13 protein-coding genes are annotated in these 19,907 nt (G+C 62.5%); 8 read left to right on the forward strand and 5 right to left on the reverse strand.

The features are described from left to right. Nucleotides 1-55 precede the first annotated feature (55 nt). From ASD12_RS08320 to ASD12_RS08335, 4 genes are all read left to right on the forward strand, one after another. On the forward strand, nt 56-5,152 hold the full coding sequence (locus tag ASD12_RS08320; protein ID WP_056583989.1) for a DEAD/DEAH box helicase family protein: 5,097 nt from the start codon (nt 56-58) through the stop codon (nt 5,150-5,152). 468 nt (nt 5,153-5,620) lie between these two features. Further along, on the forward strand, nt 5,621-7,366 hold the full coding sequence (locus tag ASD12_RS08325) for a ParB N-terminal domain-containing protein (RefSeq protein WP_056583991.1): 1,746 nt from the start codon (nt 5,621-5,623) through the stop codon (nt 7,364-7,366). A gap of 97 nt (nt 7,367-7,463) precedes the next feature. Next, nucleotides 7,464-7,937: a hypothetical protein gene (locus ASD12_RS08330; protein ID WP_056583993.1), complete on the forward strand. Its 474-nt coding sequence runs from the start codon at nt 7,464-7,466 to the stop codon at nt 7,935-7,937. Further along, a complete protein-coding gene (locus ASD12_RS08335; RefSeq protein ID WP_056583994.1) occupies nt 7,934-8,818 on the forward strand; it encodes a hypothetical protein in 885 nt (294 codons plus the stop codon). Before ASD12_RS08330 ends, ASD12_RS08335 begins: the two co-directional genes overlap by 4 nt. A 333-nt stretch (nt 8,819-9,151) precedes the next feature. On the opposite strand, the gene ASD12_RS08340 is transcribed toward ASD12_RS08335, so the two are convergent. Further along, entirely contained in the window at nt 9,152-9,460 is a 309-nt protein-coding gene (locus ASD12_RS08340; RefSeq protein WP_056583995.1) for an alkylphosphonate utilization protein, read from the reverse strand. A 513-nt stretch (nt 9,461-9,973) separates the two neighbouring features. On the opposite strand from ASD12_RS08340, the gene ASD12_RS08350 reads away from it, so the two are divergent. The 3 genes from ASD12_RS08350 (at nt 9,974) to ASD12_RS08365 (ending at nt 12,965) form a co-directional block, all read left to right on the forward strand. Continuing rightward, the gene (locus tag ASD12_RS08350) at nt 9,974-10,561 is read left to right on the forward strand and encodes a hypothetical protein (protein WP_056584000.1); all 588 of its coding nucleotides are present in this window, start codon (nt 9,974-9,976) and stop codon (nt 10,559-10,561) included. 335 nt (nt 10,562-10,896) lie between these two features. Further along, complete coding sequence (locus ASD12_RS08360; protein WP_056584006.1) at nt 10,897-11,820, forward strand: zincin-like metallopeptidase domain-containing protein; 924 nt, start codon at nt 10,897-10,899, stop codon at nt 11,818-11,820. Nucleotides 11,821-12,653: 833 nt separating this feature from the next. After that, nucleotides 12,654-12,965 (forward strand): DUF736 domain-containing protein, encoded by a 312-nt coding sequence (locus ASD12_RS08365; protein ID WP_056584009.1) that lies wholly within the window; start codon nt 12,654-12,656, stop codon nt 12,963-12,965. Nucleotides 12,966-13,164: 199 nt separating this feature from the next. Here ASD12_RS08365 and ASD12_RS08370 read toward each other — a convergent pair whose 3' ends face one another. From ASD12_RS08370 to ASD12_RS08380, 4 genes are all read right to left on the reverse strand, one after another. Beyond that, the gene (locus tag ASD12_RS08370) at nt 13,165-13,428 is read right to left on the reverse strand and encodes a WGR domain-containing protein (protein WP_056584011.1); all 264 of its coding nucleotides are present in this window, start codon (nt 13,426-13,428) and stop codon (nt 13,165-13,167) included. Between the two features lie 542 nt (nt 13,429-13,970). After that, on the reverse strand, nt 13,971-15,887 hold the full coding sequence (traG, locus tag ASD12_RS08375; RefSeq protein ID WP_056584014.1) for a Ti-type conjugative transfer system protein TraG: 1,917 nt from the start codon (nt 15,885-15,887) through the stop codon (nt 13,971-13,973). After that, a complete protein-coding gene (traD, locus tag ASD12_RS32895) occupies nt 15,808-16,092 on the reverse strand; it encodes a conjugal transfer protein TraD (protein WP_348271712.1) in 285 nt (94 codons plus the stop codon). The genes traG and traD overlap by 80 nt, the downstream gene beginning before the upstream one ends. Before the next feature lie 7 nt (nt 16,093-16,099). Continuing rightward, nucleotides 16,100-16,348, reverse strand: coding sequence for a TraC family protein (locus ASD12_RS08380; RefSeq protein WP_056584017.1), 249 nt, complete (start codon nt 16,346-16,348; stop codon nt 16,100-16,102). Between the two features lie 199 nt (nt 16,349-16,547). Here ASD12_RS08380 and traA point away from each other — a divergent pair, with 199 nt between their 5' ends. Beyond that, the gene (gene traA, locus ASD12_RS08385) at nt 16,548-19,907 is read left to right on the forward strand and encodes a Ti-type conjugative transfer relaxase TraA (RefSeq protein ID WP_056584020.1); all 3,360 of its coding nucleotides are present in this window, start codon (nt 16,548-16,550) and stop codon (nt 19,905-19,907) included.

Here is a 19,907-nt window from a genome sequence, read left to right on the forward strand (position 1 = left end):
GCCGCCAACGCCGTCCGCGCGATCGTGCGCGCCCTCAAATCCAAGGAGATTTCCCATGTCTCATGACGACCCCTTTACACTTAACCTCTTCGGCAATACCGCGCATTCGTCGGGGCTCGGTCTCGGTGTTACCGCGTTTGCAGGTCATTTCGAGCCAGAGGGCGACGATCCCGATCCATCGTCACCAGCCCGACCGATGCCGGTCGCGGCAGTCGCACGGCCGCCATCGACCCCGTGCCAAACGCGCGGCACAAACTTCTATCTTGCCGGTGATCGCGGTCTCGCCCGGGGCTGGAAGGATCGTGCCCGCGATAACATCGCTTCGATCCGGCTCGCTGCCGAGAGCGAGGCCGACGAGCGTCCTGCCATTTGTGAGGAGCAGGAGCGGCTGATCCGGTTCACCGGCTTCGGGGCATCCGACCTTGCCAATGGTGTATTCCGACGCCCCGGCGAGATTGATTTCCGCAAGGGCTGGGGCGAGATCGGCTCAGACCTGGAAGATGCCGTCGGCGAGATCGATTACGCCTCGCTAGCGCGCTGCACCCAATATGCCCACTTCACGCCGGAGTTCATCATCCGGGCGATCTGGTCAGGCCTCCAGCGTCTCGGATGGCGCGGCGGCCGCGTGCTGGAGCCGGGCATAGGTACGGGCTTGTTTGCGGCGCTGATGCCGCAGTCCTTGCGCGATGTTTCCCACGTCACCGGGATCGAACTCGATCCCGTCACAGCACGCATCGCCCGGCTGTTACAGCCGCTGGCGCGCATCGTCACAGGCGATTTTGCCGGCACGGAGTTGCCACCGAGCTTCGACCTCGCTATCGGCAATCCGCCGTTCTCCGATCGCACCGTGCGCTCCGATCGGACGTATCGCTCGCTCGGCCTGCGGCTGCACGACTATTTTATTGCGCGCTCCGTAGACCTGTTAAAGCCCGGTGCATTCGCTGCCTTCGTGACCAGCTGCGGCACTTTCGATAAGGCCGACAGGACCGCCCGCGAGCATATCGCGAAAACCGCGGACCTGATCGCGGCCATCCGCTTGCCCAAGGGCAGTTTCCGGGCCGGCGCCGGCACGGATGTCGTGGTCGACATCCTGTTCTTCCGCAAGCGCAAGATCGGCAAGCCAGAGGGCGACCTGTCATGGCTCGACACCGAGGAGGTCCGGGGAGCAACCGCAGATGAGGGCGCGATCCGCGTCAACCGGTGGTTCGCGCAGCATCCGGATTTCGTGCTCGGCACGCACGCGCTTACCTCCGGGCCCTTCGGCGAGACTTATACATGCCTGCCCCGTGTCGGCGAGGACCTCTCAGCCTCGCTGTCGGCCGTCATCGATCTCCTTCCGGAAGACCGCTATGACGGCAATCCCACCGAGATCGATTTCGACCTGGAGAATGCTGCCGATCAGTGCGTCGTCGACCTGCCTGTCAAGCGGCATGTGCGCGAAGGCAGCTTCTTCTTCGACAACAGGCAGGGCCTCATGCAGGTCATCGACGGCGAACCGGTCACGGTGAAAGTCCGGAAGGGTCGTAGCGCCGACGGCGTTCCCGAAAAGCATGTCCGCATCATCAAGAAGCTGATCCCGGTCCGCGACGCGGTGCGCGAGGTCCTAAAAGCCCAGGAACTCGACCAGCCGTGGAAGGACCTGCAGGTAAAGCTGCGTATCGCCTGGTCGAGCTTCGTGCGCGATTTTGGCCCGATCAACCACACCAAAATTTCGATCACCGAGGACCCGGACACCGGCGAGGCGCGCGAGAGCCATCGACGGCCCAACCTCCAGCCCTTTGCCGACGACCCTGATTGCTGGCTGGTGGCCTCGATCGAGGACTACGATCTCGAAAATGACACCGCAAAACCCGGCGCGATCTTCACGGGACAGGTCATCTCTACGCCCGCCCCGCCGGTGATCGTCAGCGCGGCCGATGCACTTGCCGTCGTTCTAAACGAACGCGGCCGCGTCGATCTCGACCATATCGCCGAGCTGCTGCATCGCGACGCAAAGGACGCTGTCGCGGAGCTGGGCAGCGCCATCTTCCGCGATCCCGCAGACGGCTCCTGGCAGACGGCCGACGCCTATCTGTCCGGCCATGTCCGCGACAAGCTGAAAATCGCGGAGGCGGCCGCCGCGCTAGATCCGGACTACGAGCGCAACGTCAGCGCGCTCCAGGGCGTGCAGCCCGCCGATCTGCGCCCCTCCGACATCACCGCGCGTCTCGGCGCACCCTGGATCCCCGCAGCTGATGTCGTCGCCTTCGTGCTCGAGACGATGAACGTCGACATCAGAATCCATCACATGCCGGAACTGGCGTCATGGACTGTCGATTCACGACAACTTGCCTATCTCGCCGTCGGCACATCCGAATGGGGCACGCAGCGCCGCCACGCCGGCGAGCTGCTCGCCGACGCCCTGAACAGCCGCGTGCCGCAGATTTTCGACATTTCTAGGGAAGGCGACAAAGAACGCCGAGTTCTCAATGTCGTCGACACCGAGGCGGCCAAGGAGAAGCTCCAGAAGATCAAGGAGACCTTCCAGCGCTGGATCTGGTTCGATCCCGATCGAACCGACCGTCTGGCGCGCGTCTACAATGACCGCTTCAACAACATCGCGCCACGGGCCTTCGACGGCTCCCATCTGAAGCTTCCAGGCGCCTCGGGCGCCTTTGTTCTATACGCGCACCAGAAACGGGGAATTTGGCGCATTATCTCCGCCGGAGCGACCTATCTCGCCCACGCGGTTGGCGCTGGCAAGACGATCACGATCGCGGCCGCCATCATGGAGCAGCGTCGTCTCGGCCTGATCGCCAAGGCCATGCTGGTGGTTCCCGGCCATTGCCTCGCGCAGGCGGCACGCGAGTTCCTGGCGCTCTATCCGAACGCCCGCATTCTCGTTGCCGATGAAACCAACTTCACGAAGGACAAGCGGGCGCGGTTTCTTTCCCGCGCCGCGACGGCGACGTGGGATGCCATCATCATCACGCATTCGGCCTTCCGCTTCATCGGTGTCCCCTCAGCCTTTGAACAGCAGATGGTCTACGATGAGGTGGACCTTTATGAAGATCTGCTGACGAAGGTCGAAAGCGATGATCGCGTCTCGCGCAAGCGCCTCGAGCGGCTGAAGGAAGGATTGCAGAAACGGCTCGAAGCACTTGCCACCCGCAAGGACGATCTCCTCACCATTGCCGAGATCGGCGTCGACCAGATCATCGTTGACGAAGCACACGAGTACAGAAAACTCAGTTTCGCGACCAATATGTCGACATTGAAGGGTGTCGATCCGAACGGCTCGCAGCGCGCCTGGGACCTCTATGTGAAGGCCCGCTTCATCGAGACCAAGAACCCGGGCCGGGCGCTGGTGCTCGCGTCGGGAACGCCGATTACCAACACGCTCGGCGAAATGTTCACCGTCCAGCGGCTCATGGACCACGCTGCCCTGCTGGAGCGGGGCCTGCACGAGTTCGACGCCTGGGCGAGCACATTCGGCGAAAGCACGACAGAACTGGAGCTTCAGCCGTCGGGCAAGTACAAGCCAGTCACCCGCTTCGCCAGCTTCGTCAATGTGCCGGAACTGATTTCGCTGTTCCGCTCCTTCGCCGATGTCGTGATGCCGCAAGACCTGCACCAGTACGTCAAGGTGCCGGCGATCTCGAATGGCAAGCGGCAGATCATCACATCGAAGCCGAGCCAGGCTTTCAGGCACTACCAGATGGTGCTCGATGCACGCATCAAGGCCATCGAGGAACGCGACCGGCCGCCCGAGCCTGGCGACGACATCCTGCTTTCGGTCATCACCGACGGCCGTCACGCGGCAATCGACCTGCGCCTGGTCGATCCCGACAATGACAACGAGCCCGACAACAAGCTCAACAATCTCATCTCGAACGCCTTGCGCATCTGGAAGGAGACCGAACCCGCCGCCTATGTCCGGCCGGACGGCAAACCTTTCGAACTTCGGGGCGCCGCGCAGATGATCTTTTCCGATCTCGGCACCATCAGCGTCGAGAAAAGGCGGGGCTTTTCGGCCTACCGCTGGATTCGGGACGAGCTCATCCGCATGGGTGTGCCGTCGTCCGAGATCGCTTTCATGCAGGATTTCAAGAAGACCGAGGCCAAGCAGCGCCTGTTCGCTGATGTTCGCGCCGGCAAGGTGCGTTTCCTTGTCGGCAGTTCAGAGACGATGGGGACCGGTGTCAACGCACAGCTCAGGCTGAAAGCGCTGCACCATCTCGACGTGCCCTGGCTGCCATCGCAGATCGAACAGCGCGAGGGCCGGATCGTGCGCCAAGGCAACCAGCACGACGAGGTCGACATCTTCGCCTATGCCACGGAAGGTTCGCTCGACGCGACCATGTGGCAGAACAATGAGCGCAAGGCCCGGTTCATCACAGCCGCGCTCTCCGGTGACACATCGATCCGCCGGCTGGACGATCTCGGCGAGGGACAGGCTAACCAGTTCGCTATGGCGAAAGCCATCGCGAGTGGCGATCAGCGCCTTATGCAGAAATCAGGCCTGGAAGCCGATATCGCACGGCTGGAGCGGCTGCGCGCGGCGCACATCGACGACAGGCATGCCATTCGCCGGCATATCCGTGATGCCGAACGCGACGTCGAGCTTTGCATGCGAAGAATCGCGGAGGTTGGCCAGGATATCGAGCGCCTGATTCCGACTGCTGGCGAGGCCTTCGCCATGACTGTCATGGGCAAGGCCTATGGCGAGCGCAAGCAGGCGGGCAGGGCGCTGATGAAGGAGATCCTGACCCTGGTGCAGCTCGGCCAAGAGGGCGAGACCACCATCGCGGCGATCGGCGGCTTCGACCTGGAATATGCCGGCGAACGCTTCGGCCGTGACGGATATCGGTATACCACAAAGTTGTTGCGGATGGGCTCCGGCTACGAGATCGAGCTTCCGATCACCGTCACGCCGCTCGGAGCCGTCTCCCGCCTCGAACACTCGCTCGACGACTTCGAGGGTGAGCAGGAACGCTATCGCCAGAGCCTGGCCGACGCGCGCCGCCGGCTCGCCTCCTACCAGTCTCGTGATGGCGGCGACTTCGCATTCGCGGCAGAACTGGCCGAAAAGCGCAGGCAGCTTGCCGGCGTCGAGAAGTCGCTGGCGGCGGATATCGCAGGCGCGGGTGACATCGAAGCTGTCGCCGCCTGATCCAATTGTTTTAGGCCGGCCGTGCCGTCAGGCCCGACCGGCCATTTTCGTGTCTTTCATCAATTCCCACCCGACTACCGCAGCAACCGGTTCTGGTTATGGTCAGGAAGTGGTCCGTCCGCATTCTGCGCAAGTCCCAGGTAGCTGATCTCGAATCCTGCACGCCAATCATTATGACGCAGCATCAGAAAGTGGAATTCAATCCGGATTCAGCGGGGAGGGAAAGGAGGAGAAAAATCAGTCGCAGACCAGGCAAGCCGTCGCCGCTGACGCTCAACCGCGCCGCTCGCGATCCCGGCCCGTCGTCCTGCGCAGGGCTCAAGAACCCCGCTCGGCCAGCCGGACAGGGATGCTCGGCCGCAGTTGCACCGGCCCGCCTGCTCAGCGGTCCGAGGGGTGTCTTCGGGAAGAAGACGGGAAAGGACGGGCGACAGGCCGCGTCCGCAAACGCTTGAAGGAGCACATCCCATGGAACTGAAGTTTGTCGACCCGCGCGCGTTGAAGGAAAACCCCGATAAGGCCCGGCGCTCAAAGTCCAACCCGCAGGCAGACGCGTTGCTGCTTGCGACTATTCGGGCCGTCGGCATCGTGCAGCCGCCTGTCGTTGCGCTGGAGACGGATGGCGGCAATGGCTATGTCATCGATGCCGGTCATCGCCGGGTCAAGCAGGCGATCGCGGCCGGTCTGGAAGAGATCGCGGTCCTGGTGATCGAGAGGGCCGAGGATGGCGGTGCAATGCGGTCGCTGGCCGAGACGCTGGCGCACGAGCAGCTCAATCCTGTCGACCAGTGGCGCGCGATCGAGCGTCTGGTAGCACTGGGCTGGACCGAAGAAGCCATCGCCGTGGCGCTGGCGCTGCCGGTACGACAGATCAGGAAACTGCGCCTGCTGGCGAACGTGCTCCCAGCCATGCTCGACCACATGGCCAAGGGCGACATGCCCAACGAGCAACAGTTGCGCACGATCGCGGCCGCGTCGCTCGACGAGCAGAAGGAGGTCTGGAAGAAGCACAAGCCGTCCAAGGCCGATCCGCAGGTGTCGTGGTGGAACGTGGCGCAGGGCTTGGCCAAGACCCGGATGTTCGCCAGGCACGCCAGCTTCGGCGACGACCTGGCGCGGGCCTATGGCATCGCCTGGGTCGAAGACCTGTTTGCGCCGGCGGACGAAGATTGCCGCTACACGACCGATGTCGAAGCCTTCCTCGGCGCCCAGCAGGAATGGATGGCAAACAATCTGCCCAAGCGCGGTGTAATCGTGGAAGGCGGTCCGTGGGGCGAGCCGAAGCTCCCTGCCAAGGCCGAGCGCGTCTATGGCAAGACCGGCAAGTCCGACCATACAGCCATGTATCTCGACCGTGATGGAAAGGTGCAGTCGGTTGCCTATCGCATGCCCGAGGCGAAGAAGTCCAAGGGCAAGAGGGGCGAGCCGCCCGCAGCCGGGGATGACGATTCCCTGGTCGCCGTGACGACGCGCCCGGATGTCACCCGCAAGGGCATCGAGATGATCGGCGACCTGCGCACCGACGCATTGCACGAAGCGCTGTCACGGGCATCGATCGAGGACGACACGCTAATGGCGCTGCTGGTTTTGGCTTTTGCCGGCCAGAACGTGACCGTGGCCTCTGGCACGCGCGACATCTCTCATCACGGGGCGGCGAGCTTTGGTCAACATGCGGTACGCCTCTTCAACGAAGAAGGCCGGCTGGAGTTCGAGATGGACACGCTGCGCATCGTGGTGCGTTCCCTGCTGATCGACGTGCTGTCTTGCCGGGAGAACCGCTCGGCCAGTGGCGTGGTCGCCCGCATCGCGGGTGACGTGATCCGGGCGGACAATTTCTTAGCCAACATGGGCACAGAAGAATTTCTGTCGTGCCTGTCGCGCCCGGCGCTCGAGGGTTCTTGCGAGGGCACTCCAATCCTGCCCCGCCAGCGGGTCAAGGACACCCGAGCGGCTCTGGCCGAGCATTTCAGGGAGGATCGCTTCGTTCATTCGTCGGCGCTGTTTGCGCCCGATCAGCAAAAGCTCACTGGCTGGCTGAAGAAGCACGAGGCGGTCGAGCAACCCGAGGACAATGCCATCTCGCAGGGTCAGGACGAGCCTGACGGCGATGCCATCGTCGAGCCGGCACATGACTGCATTGATGATGATCCTGCCACCCAGGATGAGACCCTCACCGACGAGAACGTCGAGGCCTACAAAGTCGCGGCCGAATAGGTCGTCTTCGCCTCAACCATCAATCCAGATGCACCCCCGCCGCCAGCCATCGCTGGCGGCGGTTTCGTTTCAAACTCAAAATCGAAGGAGTACTCTCATGTCCGCCTCGTTGATCTATGATGTCGCCCCCATCGGCTCGATCGTATCCTGGTCCGATGGAACCTCTCGTCCTCCAGAACGGCACAACAAGAAACTCTCAGCCTGGAAAACTCGAAACAGCCAGGGCCGATTGATCCGCAAGCAGGGCAAGCGCGGCGTCGGCAGCATCGCGTTTTCGCGCTTTACGATCCACGAGGGCGATCTCGGCGCCGACGGCATCGTCACCATCCGGATCCATCGCACCTTCTCGCTCGGCAGCGATCTGACATTCAAGGTCGTCGAACGACCTTCGCCTGGCGCTGTCCGCGTATTCGACCGCGCCGGGGACAATGCCGAGCTCGTCTATCTTGCCACCAACCGCCAGGATGCCGGGGAATGGCTGACCCGGCACGGATATCCGCAAGCCGTTCTGGACGAGGTGACGGCCGACGAGGTCGCGTCTGCCTCCATCGAAGGGAGGATGGGCGCATGACCACGACAGCATCTCAGCTTGGCACCAACGAAACCCCCGGATTTCCGGGGGTTTCTTTTGGCCGCAGCGCCGACGGCTTTCCCGTGGCGCTTGTCGGTGAGATGGCTTTCGCGATGGTTCCTGCCCGAAACGGCAGACACTATCTTGCCACCGGCTGGCACATGCGGCGTCCCATGCCGGAATGGACGCACAGCGATTTCTACGGCCATTCCGGACATCTCGCCGACGAGGCGGAGTTCAGGGCTAAGGTGCTGGAACAGGCGCAACACCAGCGCGAGAAGCTCGCGCTCGGCCGGCGGGAAGAGCGATCAACGGCAAGCACGCCTTGGGGACCGTCGCAGGGGGCGACAGTCTACGCCGACGGTGTGGGTTTTCATTCGACTGCCGGTCATGGTGGGTTCGTGCTTTCGCCGCAGCGTAATCGAAACATTCATCCGACGCTCCGTGTCCACGGCGGAGCCTATGAGGAGGACGAGGCCTGGGCGATCGTCGCCTTCACCTTCCCGCACCTCTTCACCGGCTTCGAGCGCCGTTGCGCCGAACGCACGATGAAGGACAGTTTCCCGGATGCCTGGGAAGCGATCGCAGGTTCGGTGCTGGAACCCGGCGAATCCTGGAAGAAGGATCAGCGCGCTTTCTTCGACAACCACGCCAATGACTGGATCGTGGTGTCGGCGATCTTCTCCGATCACGAGCCTGGTTTCACCGAGGTCATCGCGACCCCGGGCGGTAAGCGCGGGCCGGGCGCCGAGGAGCGACGCTTCCTTGTTCCTTCGGATGAATACCGTGTCGGTCGCTTCGGCTTCGTCATCGATCAGGAGCGCCACGCCGTCTACGGCGGGCCGTCCAGCTTCGTCAGCTGGCAGGGGAGGGCCAGATGATGTTCCCCGGAGACCATCGTGCGCAGCTTTTCCTTATGGAGGAGGCGCGCCGGCAAGACCCAGCGTCAGCTTGATGTGATCGATCGACAGATCGTCATGCCGGATGACCGCGCTCATTCCTCAGCTCAAGCCGCAGCGTACCGGCCACCGACGCGGCAAACCTGTCGATGCCAGAACCTTTCTGGAAACGGTATCGGTCGAGCCGTGCCGCGAATCACACTGTAAAGGCTGCAGGAGATCGATGCGCTGTCGCGCAAACTGGCAAGGCAGGACGCGCGGCGCTGCGCGCCGGACTGCCCCCAGACCTGTTGCGCGCCTGATAATTGTCCTTGTTTAGCGCTTGCGCACGAACTCGGTCCGCAGCACGAGACCCTTGAGGCTTTCATGCCGGCAATCGATCTCTTCGGGATTGTCGGTCAGCCGGATCGATTTGATCACCGTGCCTTGCTTCAGGGTCTGGCCCGCGCCCTTGACCTTGAGGTCCTTCACGAGCACGACGGAGTCGCCGTCGGCAAGCACATTGCCGGCAGCATCGCGAACTTCGACATGCCCGGCAAAAGCTACAATGGCAGCCATCTCCGAAGCCGATCGCCATTCCCCTGTCGTGTCGTCATAGACGTAGTCGTCGTTCTGGTCTGTCACTACTGTCCTCGCTGCGGAATTGAACACCGTGCGCCGTCAGTCCGACGTGGGAGCAGGCCAAAGATCTGATCCGCAACGGCGGACCGGCACCGGTCACCTATACCAGCCGGAGCCGAAGTTCAAACTGCGGTATGCCTCACGCGGCAACGCGGAAAAGCGGCCAAGGGCGTCCCGAGCTGAACAGGAGCTTATCCCTCGAATGCCGTTATCGGTTTTCTACCTCTTGCCCGTCTTGCCGGCGGGTTTGCTGCGGTCTGAACCTGCGGCTGGTTGCTTCAAGGCCGCTATCGCGCCGCGGAGCGGCCGGAACCCGCCGATCTCGGCAAGGCTGGCCCGCGTCCTGCGCAGGGCAAGTGAAGAACTGGCCCCGCTTGTCCGCAAGCCAACCTCGCTCGCCTGGCAGGCTCCGGACCCTGAAGCGTCCAGCTTCCGCCGGTTCCTTTTGACCGCACCCGCAGGCAAGACCGGCAAGGGCCGGATCACCTGAAGGGCATCGCTAGAAAGGTAAGCTCAATGTCCAGTCCAACCCGCTCCACCAAGTCCAAGGCCCGTGTCGTCCAGCTCCGCAAAGGCACGACCCTCGAAATGGTCCGGCTCTGCTGCCCGGATGGCAACCAGGCGTCCCTCATCTCCGAGAGCTTCGGCCTTCCCGTCCTTGACAGTGACGGCATCCGTGACTTCCATGAGCGCAGCCTGATCGAAGGCGCAGATACGCTCTCCGAGGGTCTTTCCGAGAAGGCCATGCAGATCCACCTGCAAAGGATCGTCGGCTCCCATGTCGGCTCCGCCTACGGAGCAGGCCAGTTCTACTCGAAGGCCGTCACCGAGGCGAAGGATGCCACGGCCAAGCTCGCCAATGACACCCGCGACGAGGACATTGACGGTCCGGTCGGCTTCGACAGCAAGGCCCAGCGCAAGCGGGAATTCGCCGCCGAAATGGGCCTGCAGGCCCATGCGTTGCGCATGGCGGCCGAGGGCGCCGTTGCCGCCTACGAGCACGTTGTTGGCGAAAGCTGGAAGCCTTACGAACGCCAGACCGAGAACCCCGGCCAGACCCTCAACCGGCAGGCGGCCGATCTCCAGATGGCCGCCCTTGGCTAACCCCCCAATGGGCGGAGCTTCGGCTCCGCCTGATCGCTCACACTGAGGCTGGTGTCCGTTCGAGGCGCCGGCCTCTTTGCGTGTGCCAAAGCCCCGAACTTGAAAATGGAAATGGGCCTGTCGTCGCGATCGCACCAATCGCGGCCACCACGAATGATGGTCCTGCTCCGGTCCTCGTCCCGCGAAACGGCTGCGCCGTCCTCCACTGACGTTGCGGCCGGCAAGCGACGGTTCTCAGCTTCCCCTTCGATCTCCTGCCGGTTCGCGGACTGCGGTCCTGCGCATGCGGACCTCGTGACGGCCGCGATTGGCGCGGCCTCGAATGGAGGTTTGAAATGGACAGGAAAAGCAACAAGCCCCGCGTCGATATCTACGCGAAAATCACCGATAGCATCGTCGCGGATCTGGAGAAGGGAGTGCGTCCCTGGGTGAAACCGTGGAGCGTTGCGAATACGACGGGTCGCATCACGCGGCCGCTCCGTCACAACGGCCTGCCGTATCAAGGGATCAACACACTGCTTTTGTGGGCGGAGGCAGTCGCCAGGGGCTTTGTGTCTCCGGTCTGGATGACGTTCAAGCAGAGCGCAGAGCTCGGGGGGCACGTTCGCAAGGGCGAGGCCGGCACCATGGTTGTTTACGCCAGCCGGTTCACCAGGACCGAAACCGACGCACATGGCGAGGAAGTCGAGCGGGGTATCCCGTTCCTCAAGGCCTACACGGTGTTTTGCGCCGACCAGATTGAGGGCCTTCCCGATCAATATTACGTCAGTCCCGCTCCGTCGACCAATCTGGAGCGGATCGAACATGCGGATATCTTCTTTGCCAACACAGGAGCGGTCATCCGGCATGGTGGGAACCAGGCCTATTTCAATCCAGCTCTCGATATTGTGCAAATGCCTGCGTTCGAGAGTTTCCGCGACGCGCCCAGTTATTATGCGACCCTCGGGCACGAGCTGACCCATTGGGCTGGTGCTGAGAAGCGGCTTGATCGCAATCTCTCGCGATATCACAAGGATCGCTCCTCCAGGGCCCATGAGGAACTCGTGGCCGATCTGGGTGGTTGCTTCTTGGCGGCTGATCTCGGCATCGTCCCTGAGCTCGAGCCGAGGCCCGATCACGCAAGCTATCTTGCGAGCTGGCTCGAAATTCTCAAGAACGAGAAGCGTTTCATCTTCGCCGCGGCAGCCCATGCCCAGCGGGCGGTCAATTATCTACATGATCTCCAGCCACAGGCGACACAGGTCGCGGAGGCCGCGTGATGTTGCGCTCACCGCTCAACGGGATGGCGCTCGGCCATCCCAAATCCTTCTGCGGGCTCAATCTCGGCGCACAGGTTCAGTCAACCGCGCACGCATTGATGGCGGCTCATTGTCATTTTGGCTCCGTGGAGTGTGCGATTTTCTCAGATATGGGATGGGAGCCAATCGCAGCAACATGCCGTTCAACGATGCCTGGGGGCTCCGCCATGGGGCAGCTTCCCGAGAGGCGTCGGTCTGGCTGCAGGTCAAATCGACAAGTTCTCCGGCGTCTTCTTGTTCGTCAGCGTAGTTCCCGAGCGAGAAATGATCTCGCCTGCTTGATATAGCAGACTACGGTTCAACGGTTTCCACTAGCACGTCTGTTGTCTCTCGGCCGGCGATTGGAGCGGATCGTGCCCCTTTCGCCCCAAACTGGCTGTCGCGGTGCAATGCGCATGACGGAGATGGTGCGAATTGATCCGCCTGACCGATGTCGCCGTTGTCGGTCATCATGGCGATCGAATGTCCCCCTCGTCTGGCAAGTGGTTTCATGGAAGGGCACAACCGCCTGCGTCCTCGATGTGGCTGGTCTGACCGAAGGCCGTCTTCGCTGCGCTGCGCCTCGTTCTCAAGCCCGCAACAGCCGGCCGCTACTTTCTTCCCCTGCCGGGACCACCCCACCACCACGTGGTGGGACCCCGGATCGCCGGCATTCCTCGCGCGACAAGAAAGTCTCGTCCTAGCTGCCCTTCACTGGCGTTCCGGCCTGGAGGGTGCGGGCCGACCGCCTCCGGTCTGTCGACCGCCATCGAGGTCGCGGTGGTCGCGGCCCGAGAAACTCACGGAGACGACAAATGGCTACCATCGGCACCTTCACCTCCACCGGCAACGGCTTCACCGGTACGATCAAAACCCTCAACCTCAACGTCAAAGCCAAACTGATCCGCGTCGAGAACCCCTCGGACAAGGGGCCGCACTTCCGCATCTTCGCAGCGGCGAATGTCGAACTGGGCGCCGCCTGGCAGAAGGTCTCCGCCGAAGGCCGCGACTACCTCTCGGTCAAGCTGGACGACCCGAGCTTCCCAGCTCCGATCTACGCCACCTTGATCGAGGTGGAAGGTGAGGAAGGTCTCCAGCTGATCTGGTCCCGACCAAACCGGGACTGAAGCCCCGGACAGAGGGCCTCGCCGCAAGGCGGGGCCTTCAGCCTTCTTCGGCAGATGCACTTGAAGGCCAAGCGCGAGGCCTGTCCGCCGCTTTTGACGAACCGGCGCCCGGAGCCCGAGCCACAGACCGGCTGCTCCAGAGAGGCCTCTTCTTGCCGAGCGTGCTCGCGCTCATCGCCCGGCCGAAGTCCGTACCGGGTCAACCGCTTCCGCTAGCGTCGGCGTCGCCATAGCCGCGACGCCGTTTCGTCAGGGCGAGCCGCATGAACGCGCCTTGCGCCTCTTGCGGTTGATCGAAGGTTTGCATCATCGATTGTCCGCCTGTGCCGATCCGGCCCCAGTTGCGGATGACCGAGGCTCCGCCAAACAATGTCGGCTGGATTGCGAGCATATAGAACCGACGCATGTTCTGCGTAGGATCGATACGGCGCAGGTGAACCTGGCTTGTTTGTTCATTCGACATGACCGGACTCTCGGTTCCCCTGGAAGCGGCGTCCAACGATTTCCGTGAATCGGTCGATGGTGATCGATTCGTGGTGGTGATGGGTCAGTCGCTCCGGCTCCGCCGTACTACACAGCACTCCACAGCAAACGCCGGGTGGACATCGTTGTTTTGGCGTCATGACATAACGACCAAGTCCCGAACCATGGCTGCCTTAATCGCGCTGATCATTCTCGATTGCTGCCCTGCGCCCTGGTTTTGCCCGGGAACGCACGAGCCAAACTCCGGATCGCTCCAGCAGCGCGCAAGTCCTACCTCGACCATGACGCTCGCCGAGCGAGTTTCGGGGCCGTGGGATCTCCTCAGCTGGCGGCCGTATCCGATCCCTGTCGGAGAACATCTGCGTCAGCGATGCAGTTCATTGTGAAGGAGGTGTTTCCGCCCGAAGGGCCGCCGCTCGCTTGCCGGGCGGCGAAGCGGAGGGGCTGAACGCGCTATCCAAAATGCGCCGTAGAGAAGCCCCGGAGCTTTCTTGACGAGAAGTGCCTGCCCGATCGGGCAGGTCATTTCTTCTTCGGCCCGAACCGGTTTGCGCCGACTCTGTCGGTCATGTCATCGCGCCGGAAATAGATCGCGCGGCCGCAACGCAACGGCGGGTTCCCGGCGGTGAACACGATCTGCTCGTCGGTGCGCATTTGCATGACCTCGTGTGGAAGGATTAGCGGGCGTCGGGCGAGTTGCTTCGAGCGGGTTCTCGACGTTCCGTTCATCCGCGAGGACGTGCTGGTCTGTCCGACCTCGACTGTCGTGTCGCCGCAACGCTTTGAAATATACTCGGCTGTCTCAGGATCGTTGATGGCTGCAAACGATATCCAGGAGGCGGACTCGAACCATTTCGAGGAGGCGTCGCGCCCGCCATAGGCCTCGCGCATCTGGCCGATCGATTGGAACAGCATCAGCAGGCTGATGCCGTACTTGCGGCCTGCGTCACGGGCGGTTTCGAGAATCCGCATGAAGCCGAGCCGCGCGACCTCATCGAGCAGGAACAGTGTCCTGCCTTCAACATCGCCATTGCGGTTGTAGATGGAGTTCATCAGCGCGCCGATGATGACGCGGGCAAGTCCGGGATGGTTTTCCAGCGTCTTCAGGTCGAGGTTGATGAAGATGTCGGTATTGCCGGCAGCGACCTCGTCGGTTGCGAAACCACTGCCTGAAACGAGTGCCGCATAGTTTTCATAGGACAGCCAGTGGGTTTCCTTCGATGCGGCGCCATAGATTCCGGAAAACGTCTCCGGCGTCATGTTGATGAAAGGGGCAACATTTTCGCGGACGAATGGGCTTTGAGAGGAATTGAAAATCTCCTGCAGCCGGGTCCGCAGCTTCGGCTCCGGCTCGGCGAGATTGGCGCGAACCTGGCGCAGCGTCTGGTTTTGCGCTGGAGTGTGTCCGGACAAGCAGACGTCGGCGATCAAGGCCGTGATCAGCTGCTGCGCCGATCCGCGAAAGAAATCGTTTCGCCCGGCGTCAATCCGCGGGTTGTCGGTCATGATCCAGGAGGCAACCGCGGCGATGTCTTCCTCTTTCGAGCCGCTGAACCTTCCAATCCAGTCTAACGCGTTGAAGCCGGTTCCAGCGCCTCTTGGGTCGATCACATGGACCTGTCGGTTGCGTGACGTGCGATGTGCGCCAACCATCGGCACAACCTCAATCGAGGGATCGAGGACCACCAGTCCACCTGTCCATTGCAGTGCGGTTGGAATAGTCACGGATGTCGTCTTGAAGCCGCCGGAACCTGCGAAGACGATCGCATGACCAGAGCCAAAATCGCCGTCGAAGCACAGCAGCGGTTTCCTGCCACCGCTTCCCCAGCTTTCGTGGTCGCTCGTCTTGAACGTGCTTGCGGCAACGCTGTCGTGGTCGACGCGATACCGCTCGCCGACGACGATGCCCGCATTTTCGGGAAAGAGCTTTGCTGCCTCGGCCAGTTTCATCCAGTCGGCGTCGCCATGGATCGCGCGCTGGCCGATGGTGCGTTTTGGTGATGGCGACGCGAAGGCCGTGTTGCCGCGCAGGGCAACACGGAGCGCAAACACGCCGACGAACAGCGTGATCGTTGCGCCGCCGATCGTAAACGGATCGGCATAGGACAACAGCGTTCCCTTGGCGACACGATCTGTCAATGAAAGGAGCCGGTCGCCTTCTTTGATCGCGGCGATCACGACCACGAGCATCGCGCCGAGAAGCGTACTCAAGCCCGCCGACCTGATCGATGCCGAGCCCGCGGCGGCAAACAGAAAGATCAGGCCAACAAGGCCGGCGGCGGCGTAGGGAAGCGCAAGCCCGAGCTTGCCCAGAAACAGATAGGCGGCATGGGATGTTCCAAATGAAGCCAGCCAGGACTCAATCCCAGTCAGACCCCACAGCGTTGCGATCATCAGTTCTGCCGGCGCGATCGTGAGCATGAGCTTCTTGGCTGTCATTGCCGAACGCTGCCTTTCCGACCGCGCGCAGGCGCGCCAATTCCGATTGCTTGTCCATGCGTCGTGCGGCGTCGATCAGTGCGCCCAGGATCACGGCGCGATCGGCCGTCCGAAGGCCTGCCTTCACGACCAGACCGCCGAGCTGAATCTTTTCGCGAGTATCGCGCTTACGCCCTTGCGACGATTGCCGGCGTTGCATGTTCATCGTCCGCTCAAGCATCGCCTTCAGGAGACTGAGCCGGCTTCGGCGCGGCCTGCCGGCGCTTCTCACCTCCTGTGTGAAATCGTCCGGCGATCTCGGCGAAAAGCTCGCCAAGCTTCGCCTCGTCGATGTCGAAATCGCCGAGGCCGGCCTTGACCGCGATGCGGCCGATCCGCTCGGCCTCCTTGGTCTCGGCGGCCTTCAGCTGATCATGCAGGCGCTCGATCTCCTCGCGGATCTTTGACGATGATTTTCTCATGATGTTTGCGCTCCCTGGTGACGTCCATTTTCAGAAGCCGATCATGGCGGTGGCGCGTGGTGCAGGAACCTGCGGATTTCCGAAGGTGCCCTCGTGCCAGGCGCCGACGCAGTATCCCGCCGAACAAAGAGAGGACCTAAGGGCGCACTTATACGTCGCTTGCGCGACGTTGTGCTCCCGGTGGGAGCCAGGGAGCCGGATGGCGATCTATCACTTTCATGCCCAGATCATCGGCCGGGGAGAAGGCCGAAGCGCCGTCGCATCCGCCGCCTACCGGCATTGCGCGCGGATGGAGATCGAGGCGGAGGCGCGTGTCGCCGACTATTCGAACAAGGAGGGGCTTGCCCATTCCGAGTTCGCGCTGCCGGACAAAACGCCGGCCTGGTTTCGCACCCTAATCGACGGCCGGGATGCGGCTGGGGCCTCGGCCGCCCTCTGGAACGCGGTAGAGGCATTCGAGAAACGCGCCGATGCGCAGTTCATGCGGGAGATGGATCTGGCGTTGCCAGTCGAACTCAGCCGAGAACAGAACATTGAGCTGATGCGGGCTTTCGTCGCCGAGCAGATCCTGCCGCGCGGGATGGTCGCGGACTGGGCGTATCATGACAGTGTTGGCAACCCCCACATCCATCTGATGACGACGCTGAGGCCGCTCGTTGAGAACGGATTCGGGCCGAAGCGGATCGCGGTGCTGGACGAGAACGGCAACCCGCTGCGGATCAAATCGAAACTCCATCCACGCGGAAAGATCGTGTATCGGCTATGGGCCGGCGACGGAAAGACGCTGAACGAATGGCGCGAAGCCTGGGCGATTCTTCAGAACCGCCATTTGGCGAAACAGGGGATCGACATTCGCGTCGATCACAGGTCTTTCCACGAGCAGGGCCTGGAGCTCGCGCCGACCTCCAAGATCGGCGTCGGCGCCAAGAACATCGCCCGTGAGGCCGAAGCCCGGGAACGTGAGGCCGAGCTCGATCGGCTGCGCATCTTCGAGGCGCAACGGCTGGAATCCGCCAAGCGCATCGAACGCCGCCCGGAAATCATCCTCGACATGATCGCGCGCGAGCGCAGTGTTTTTGCCGAGCGCGATCTGGCAAAGCTCGTGCATCGCTATGTCGATGACCCCGGCATGTTCTCCAACGTCATGGCGCGGCTGATGGCGAGCCCGGAACTGGTAAGACTGCAGCGCGAGACGCTCGACTTCGAGACGGGCGAGCGTATCCCGGAAAAGCTGGCCACACGGACCATGATCCGCACGGAAGCCGACATGGCACGCCAAGCATCGCACCTGTCAGGCCACGACGCGTTCCCAGTGTCGGAAAACGCGCTCGCGGCGACATTCCAGGAGCATGCCTATCTGCATGATGAACAGCGTAGTGCGGTCGAATACATCACCGGCGCCTCCCGCGTAGCGGCGATTGTCGGCCTTGCAGGTGCCGGCAAAACCACTGCCTTGAAGGCCGCGCGCGAAGCCTGGGAACGCGAAGGTTTTCGTGTTGTAGGCGGCGCACTTGCCGGCAAGGCGGCCGAAGGCCTGGAGGCGGAAGGCGGCATCGCATCCCGCACCTTGGCGTCGTGGGAGCAGCGTTGGAAGAGAAACGAAGATCGCCTTGATGCGCGCACCGTTTTCGTCATGGATGAGGCCGGGATGGTCGCCTCTGGACAGATGGCACTGTTCGTCGATGCGGTCGCCCGCGGCGGCGCCAAGCTTGTTCTGGTCGGTGACGGGGAGCAGCTTCAGCCGATCGAGGCGGGCGCCGCCTTCCGCGCAATACACGACCGCATCGGCTATGTCGTGCTCGAAAATGTCCGCCGCCAGAAACAGGACTGGATGCGCAAGGCGAGCGTCGATTTCGCACGCGGCAGGACGGCGGATGCGATCAATGCTTACCGCAAGCACGGAAAAGTTCTCGGCAGCCAGACTAAGGCGGAAGCGATCAAGGCGCTGATCGCCGATTGGACCCGCGACTACGATCCGCAAGAAACGTCGCTCATTCTCGCCCATCTTCGCCGCGATGTACGGATGCTGAACGAGCAGGCGCGCGCCGCGCTGATCGAACGCGGCGTCATCGGAGAGGGCTTTCGTTTCCAGACGGAGCAGGGCGCACGAAATTTTGCCCCCGGCGACCAGGTCGTGTTCCTGCGAAACGAGAATTCGCTCGGTGTGAAAAACGGCATGATCGGCCGCGTCGTCGCGGCGAAAGCCGGCCACATCGCAGTGGAAATCGGCGACGACAAACACCGGATAGAGATCGCACAGGCATTTTATCGCGATATCGATCACGGGTACGCGACGACAATCCATAAGTCGCAAGGCGCGACCGTCGACCAGGTAAAAGTGCTCGCCTCGCTGTCGCTCGACAAACACCTTTCCTATGTCGCGATGACCCGTCATCGCGAGGATGTCGCGCTCTATTACGGTCGCCGCTCCTTCGAGAAGGCGGGCGGTCTGATCCCGCTTCTGTCGCGCCGCAACGCCAAGGAGACGACACTGGATTACGCCGGTTCGCGCGACTATCTCGACGCGCTCCACTACGCGATGAACCGTGGCCTCTATGCCGTCCGCGTCGCTCGCGCGCTGCTCGACGATCAGTTGCGCCTCATCGTGCGCACAAGGGAGAAGGTGGCAAGACTCGGTGCCAAGCTCGCGGCGTTCGCCTCAAGCATGGGTCTTAGCCCGGTCGCATCAGTGCTGGCGGGCTTCCGGTCGTCAATCTCAAATCGTGCCTCCACTTTCGGTGCGTCTGCAACGGAGACCCAACCACTGCTGCGCGGCGTGCCGCAATGGGTTCGGTCGATCAACGAAATCGTCAGGGAGAATGTGATGTCCGAAACGACCGTGAAGCAGCAATGGCGTGAAGTGTCGGACCGCTTTGCGCGCGTCTATCGGGACCCGCATGGGGCCGCGAACGCTATGAAGATCGACGCCATCGTCGAGGCGCCCGATCGGCATCGTGCGGTGCTCGACCAGCTGGCAGCCAGTCCCGAAATGTTCGGCGAGCTGCGCGGCAAGATCGGCCTGCTTGCTACGAAGACGCAGAGGCAGGAACGGCAACAGGCAATGGAAGGGGGTGCTGCGCTCAAGGCCGAGATCGAGCGCTACATCCGCCTCCGTTCGGAAGTTTCTGCTCGGGTGGAAAGCACCGAAACCGAAGCGCGACGGCGCGCATCGATCGATATCCCTGCGCTCTCACAATCCGCGATCGTGGTGATGGAGCGGGTGCGCGATGCGATCGACCGCAACGATTTGCCGGCGGCACTCGGCTTCGCGCTAGCAGACCGCATGGTCAAGGCCGAGATCGACCGACTGCACGCGGCACTCGGGCAACGCTTCGGCGATCGCGCCCTGCTTGGACTGGATGCTCAGACGATCAATGGCTCAGCTTACAAGGTGCTGGCGGCGAACATGCCCGATGCCCAGAAACTGAAGTTGGCCGAAGCCTGGCCAACGCTGCGAACCGCACAGCAACTCGCCGCGCACGAGCGCACCCTGCAGGCGATGAAGCAGGCCGAAACCGCAAAGCCTGTTCAGCGCCCGACCCTGAAACACGGACTGTGA

This window comes from Mesorhizobium sp. Root102 (genome assembly GCF_001425625.1).
In the GTDB taxonomy this organism is placed as follows: Bacteria; Pseudomonadota; Alphaproteobacteria; order Rhizobiales; family Rhizobiaceae; genus Mesorhizobium.

What these genes read in the sequence shown, in the direction of transcription:
- ASD12_RS08320 (WP_056583989.1), top strand. Translation starts at nt 56, where the DNA reads ATGTCTCATGACGACCCCTTTACACTTAACCTCTTCGGCAATACCGCG.
- ASD12_RS08325 (WP_056583991.1), top strand. Translation starts at nt 5,621, where the DNA reads ATGGAACTGAAGTTTGTCGACCCGCGCGCGTTGAAGGAAAACCCCGAT.
- ASD12_RS08330 (WP_056583993.1), top strand. Translation starts at nt 7,464, where the DNA reads ATGTCCGCCTCGTTGATCTATGATGTCGCCCCCATCGGCTCGATCGTA.
- ASD12_RS08335 (WP_056583994.1), top strand. Translation starts at nt 7,934, where the DNA reads ATGACCACGACAGCATCTCAGCTTGGCACCAACGAAACCCCCGGATTT.
- ASD12_RS08350 (WP_056584000.1), top strand. Translation starts at nt 9,974, where the DNA reads ATGTCCAGTCCAACCCGCTCCACCAAGTCCAAGGCCCGTGTCGTCCAG.
- ASD12_RS08360 (WP_056584006.1), top strand. Translation starts at nt 10,897, where the DNA reads ATGGACAGGAAAAGCAACAAGCCCCGCGTCGATATCTACGCGAAAATC.
- ASD12_RS08365 (WP_056584009.1), top strand. Translation starts at nt 12,654, where the DNA reads ATGGCTACCATCGGCACCTTCACCTCCACCGGCAACGGCTTCACCGGT.
- ASD12_RS08370 (WP_056584011.1), bottom strand. Translation starts at nt 13,428, where the DNA reads ATGTCGAATGAACAAACAAGCCAGGTTCACCTGCGCCGTATCGATCCT.
- traG (WP_056584014.1), bottom strand. Translation starts at nt 15,887, where the DNA reads ATGACAGCCAAGAAGCTCATGCTCACGATCGCGCCGGCAGAACTGATG.
- traD (WP_348271712.1), bottom strand. Translation starts at nt 16,092, where the DNA reads ATGAACATGCAACGCCGGCAATCGTCGCAAGGGCGTAAGCGCGATACT.
- ASD12_RS08380 (WP_056584017.1), bottom strand. Translation starts at nt 16,348, where the DNA reads ATGAGAAAATCATCGTCAAAGATCCGCGAGGAGATCGAGCGCCTGCAT.
- traA (WP_056584020.1), top strand. Translation starts at nt 16,548, where the DNA reads ATGGCGATCTATCACTTTCATGCCCAGATCATCGGCCGGGGAGAAGGC.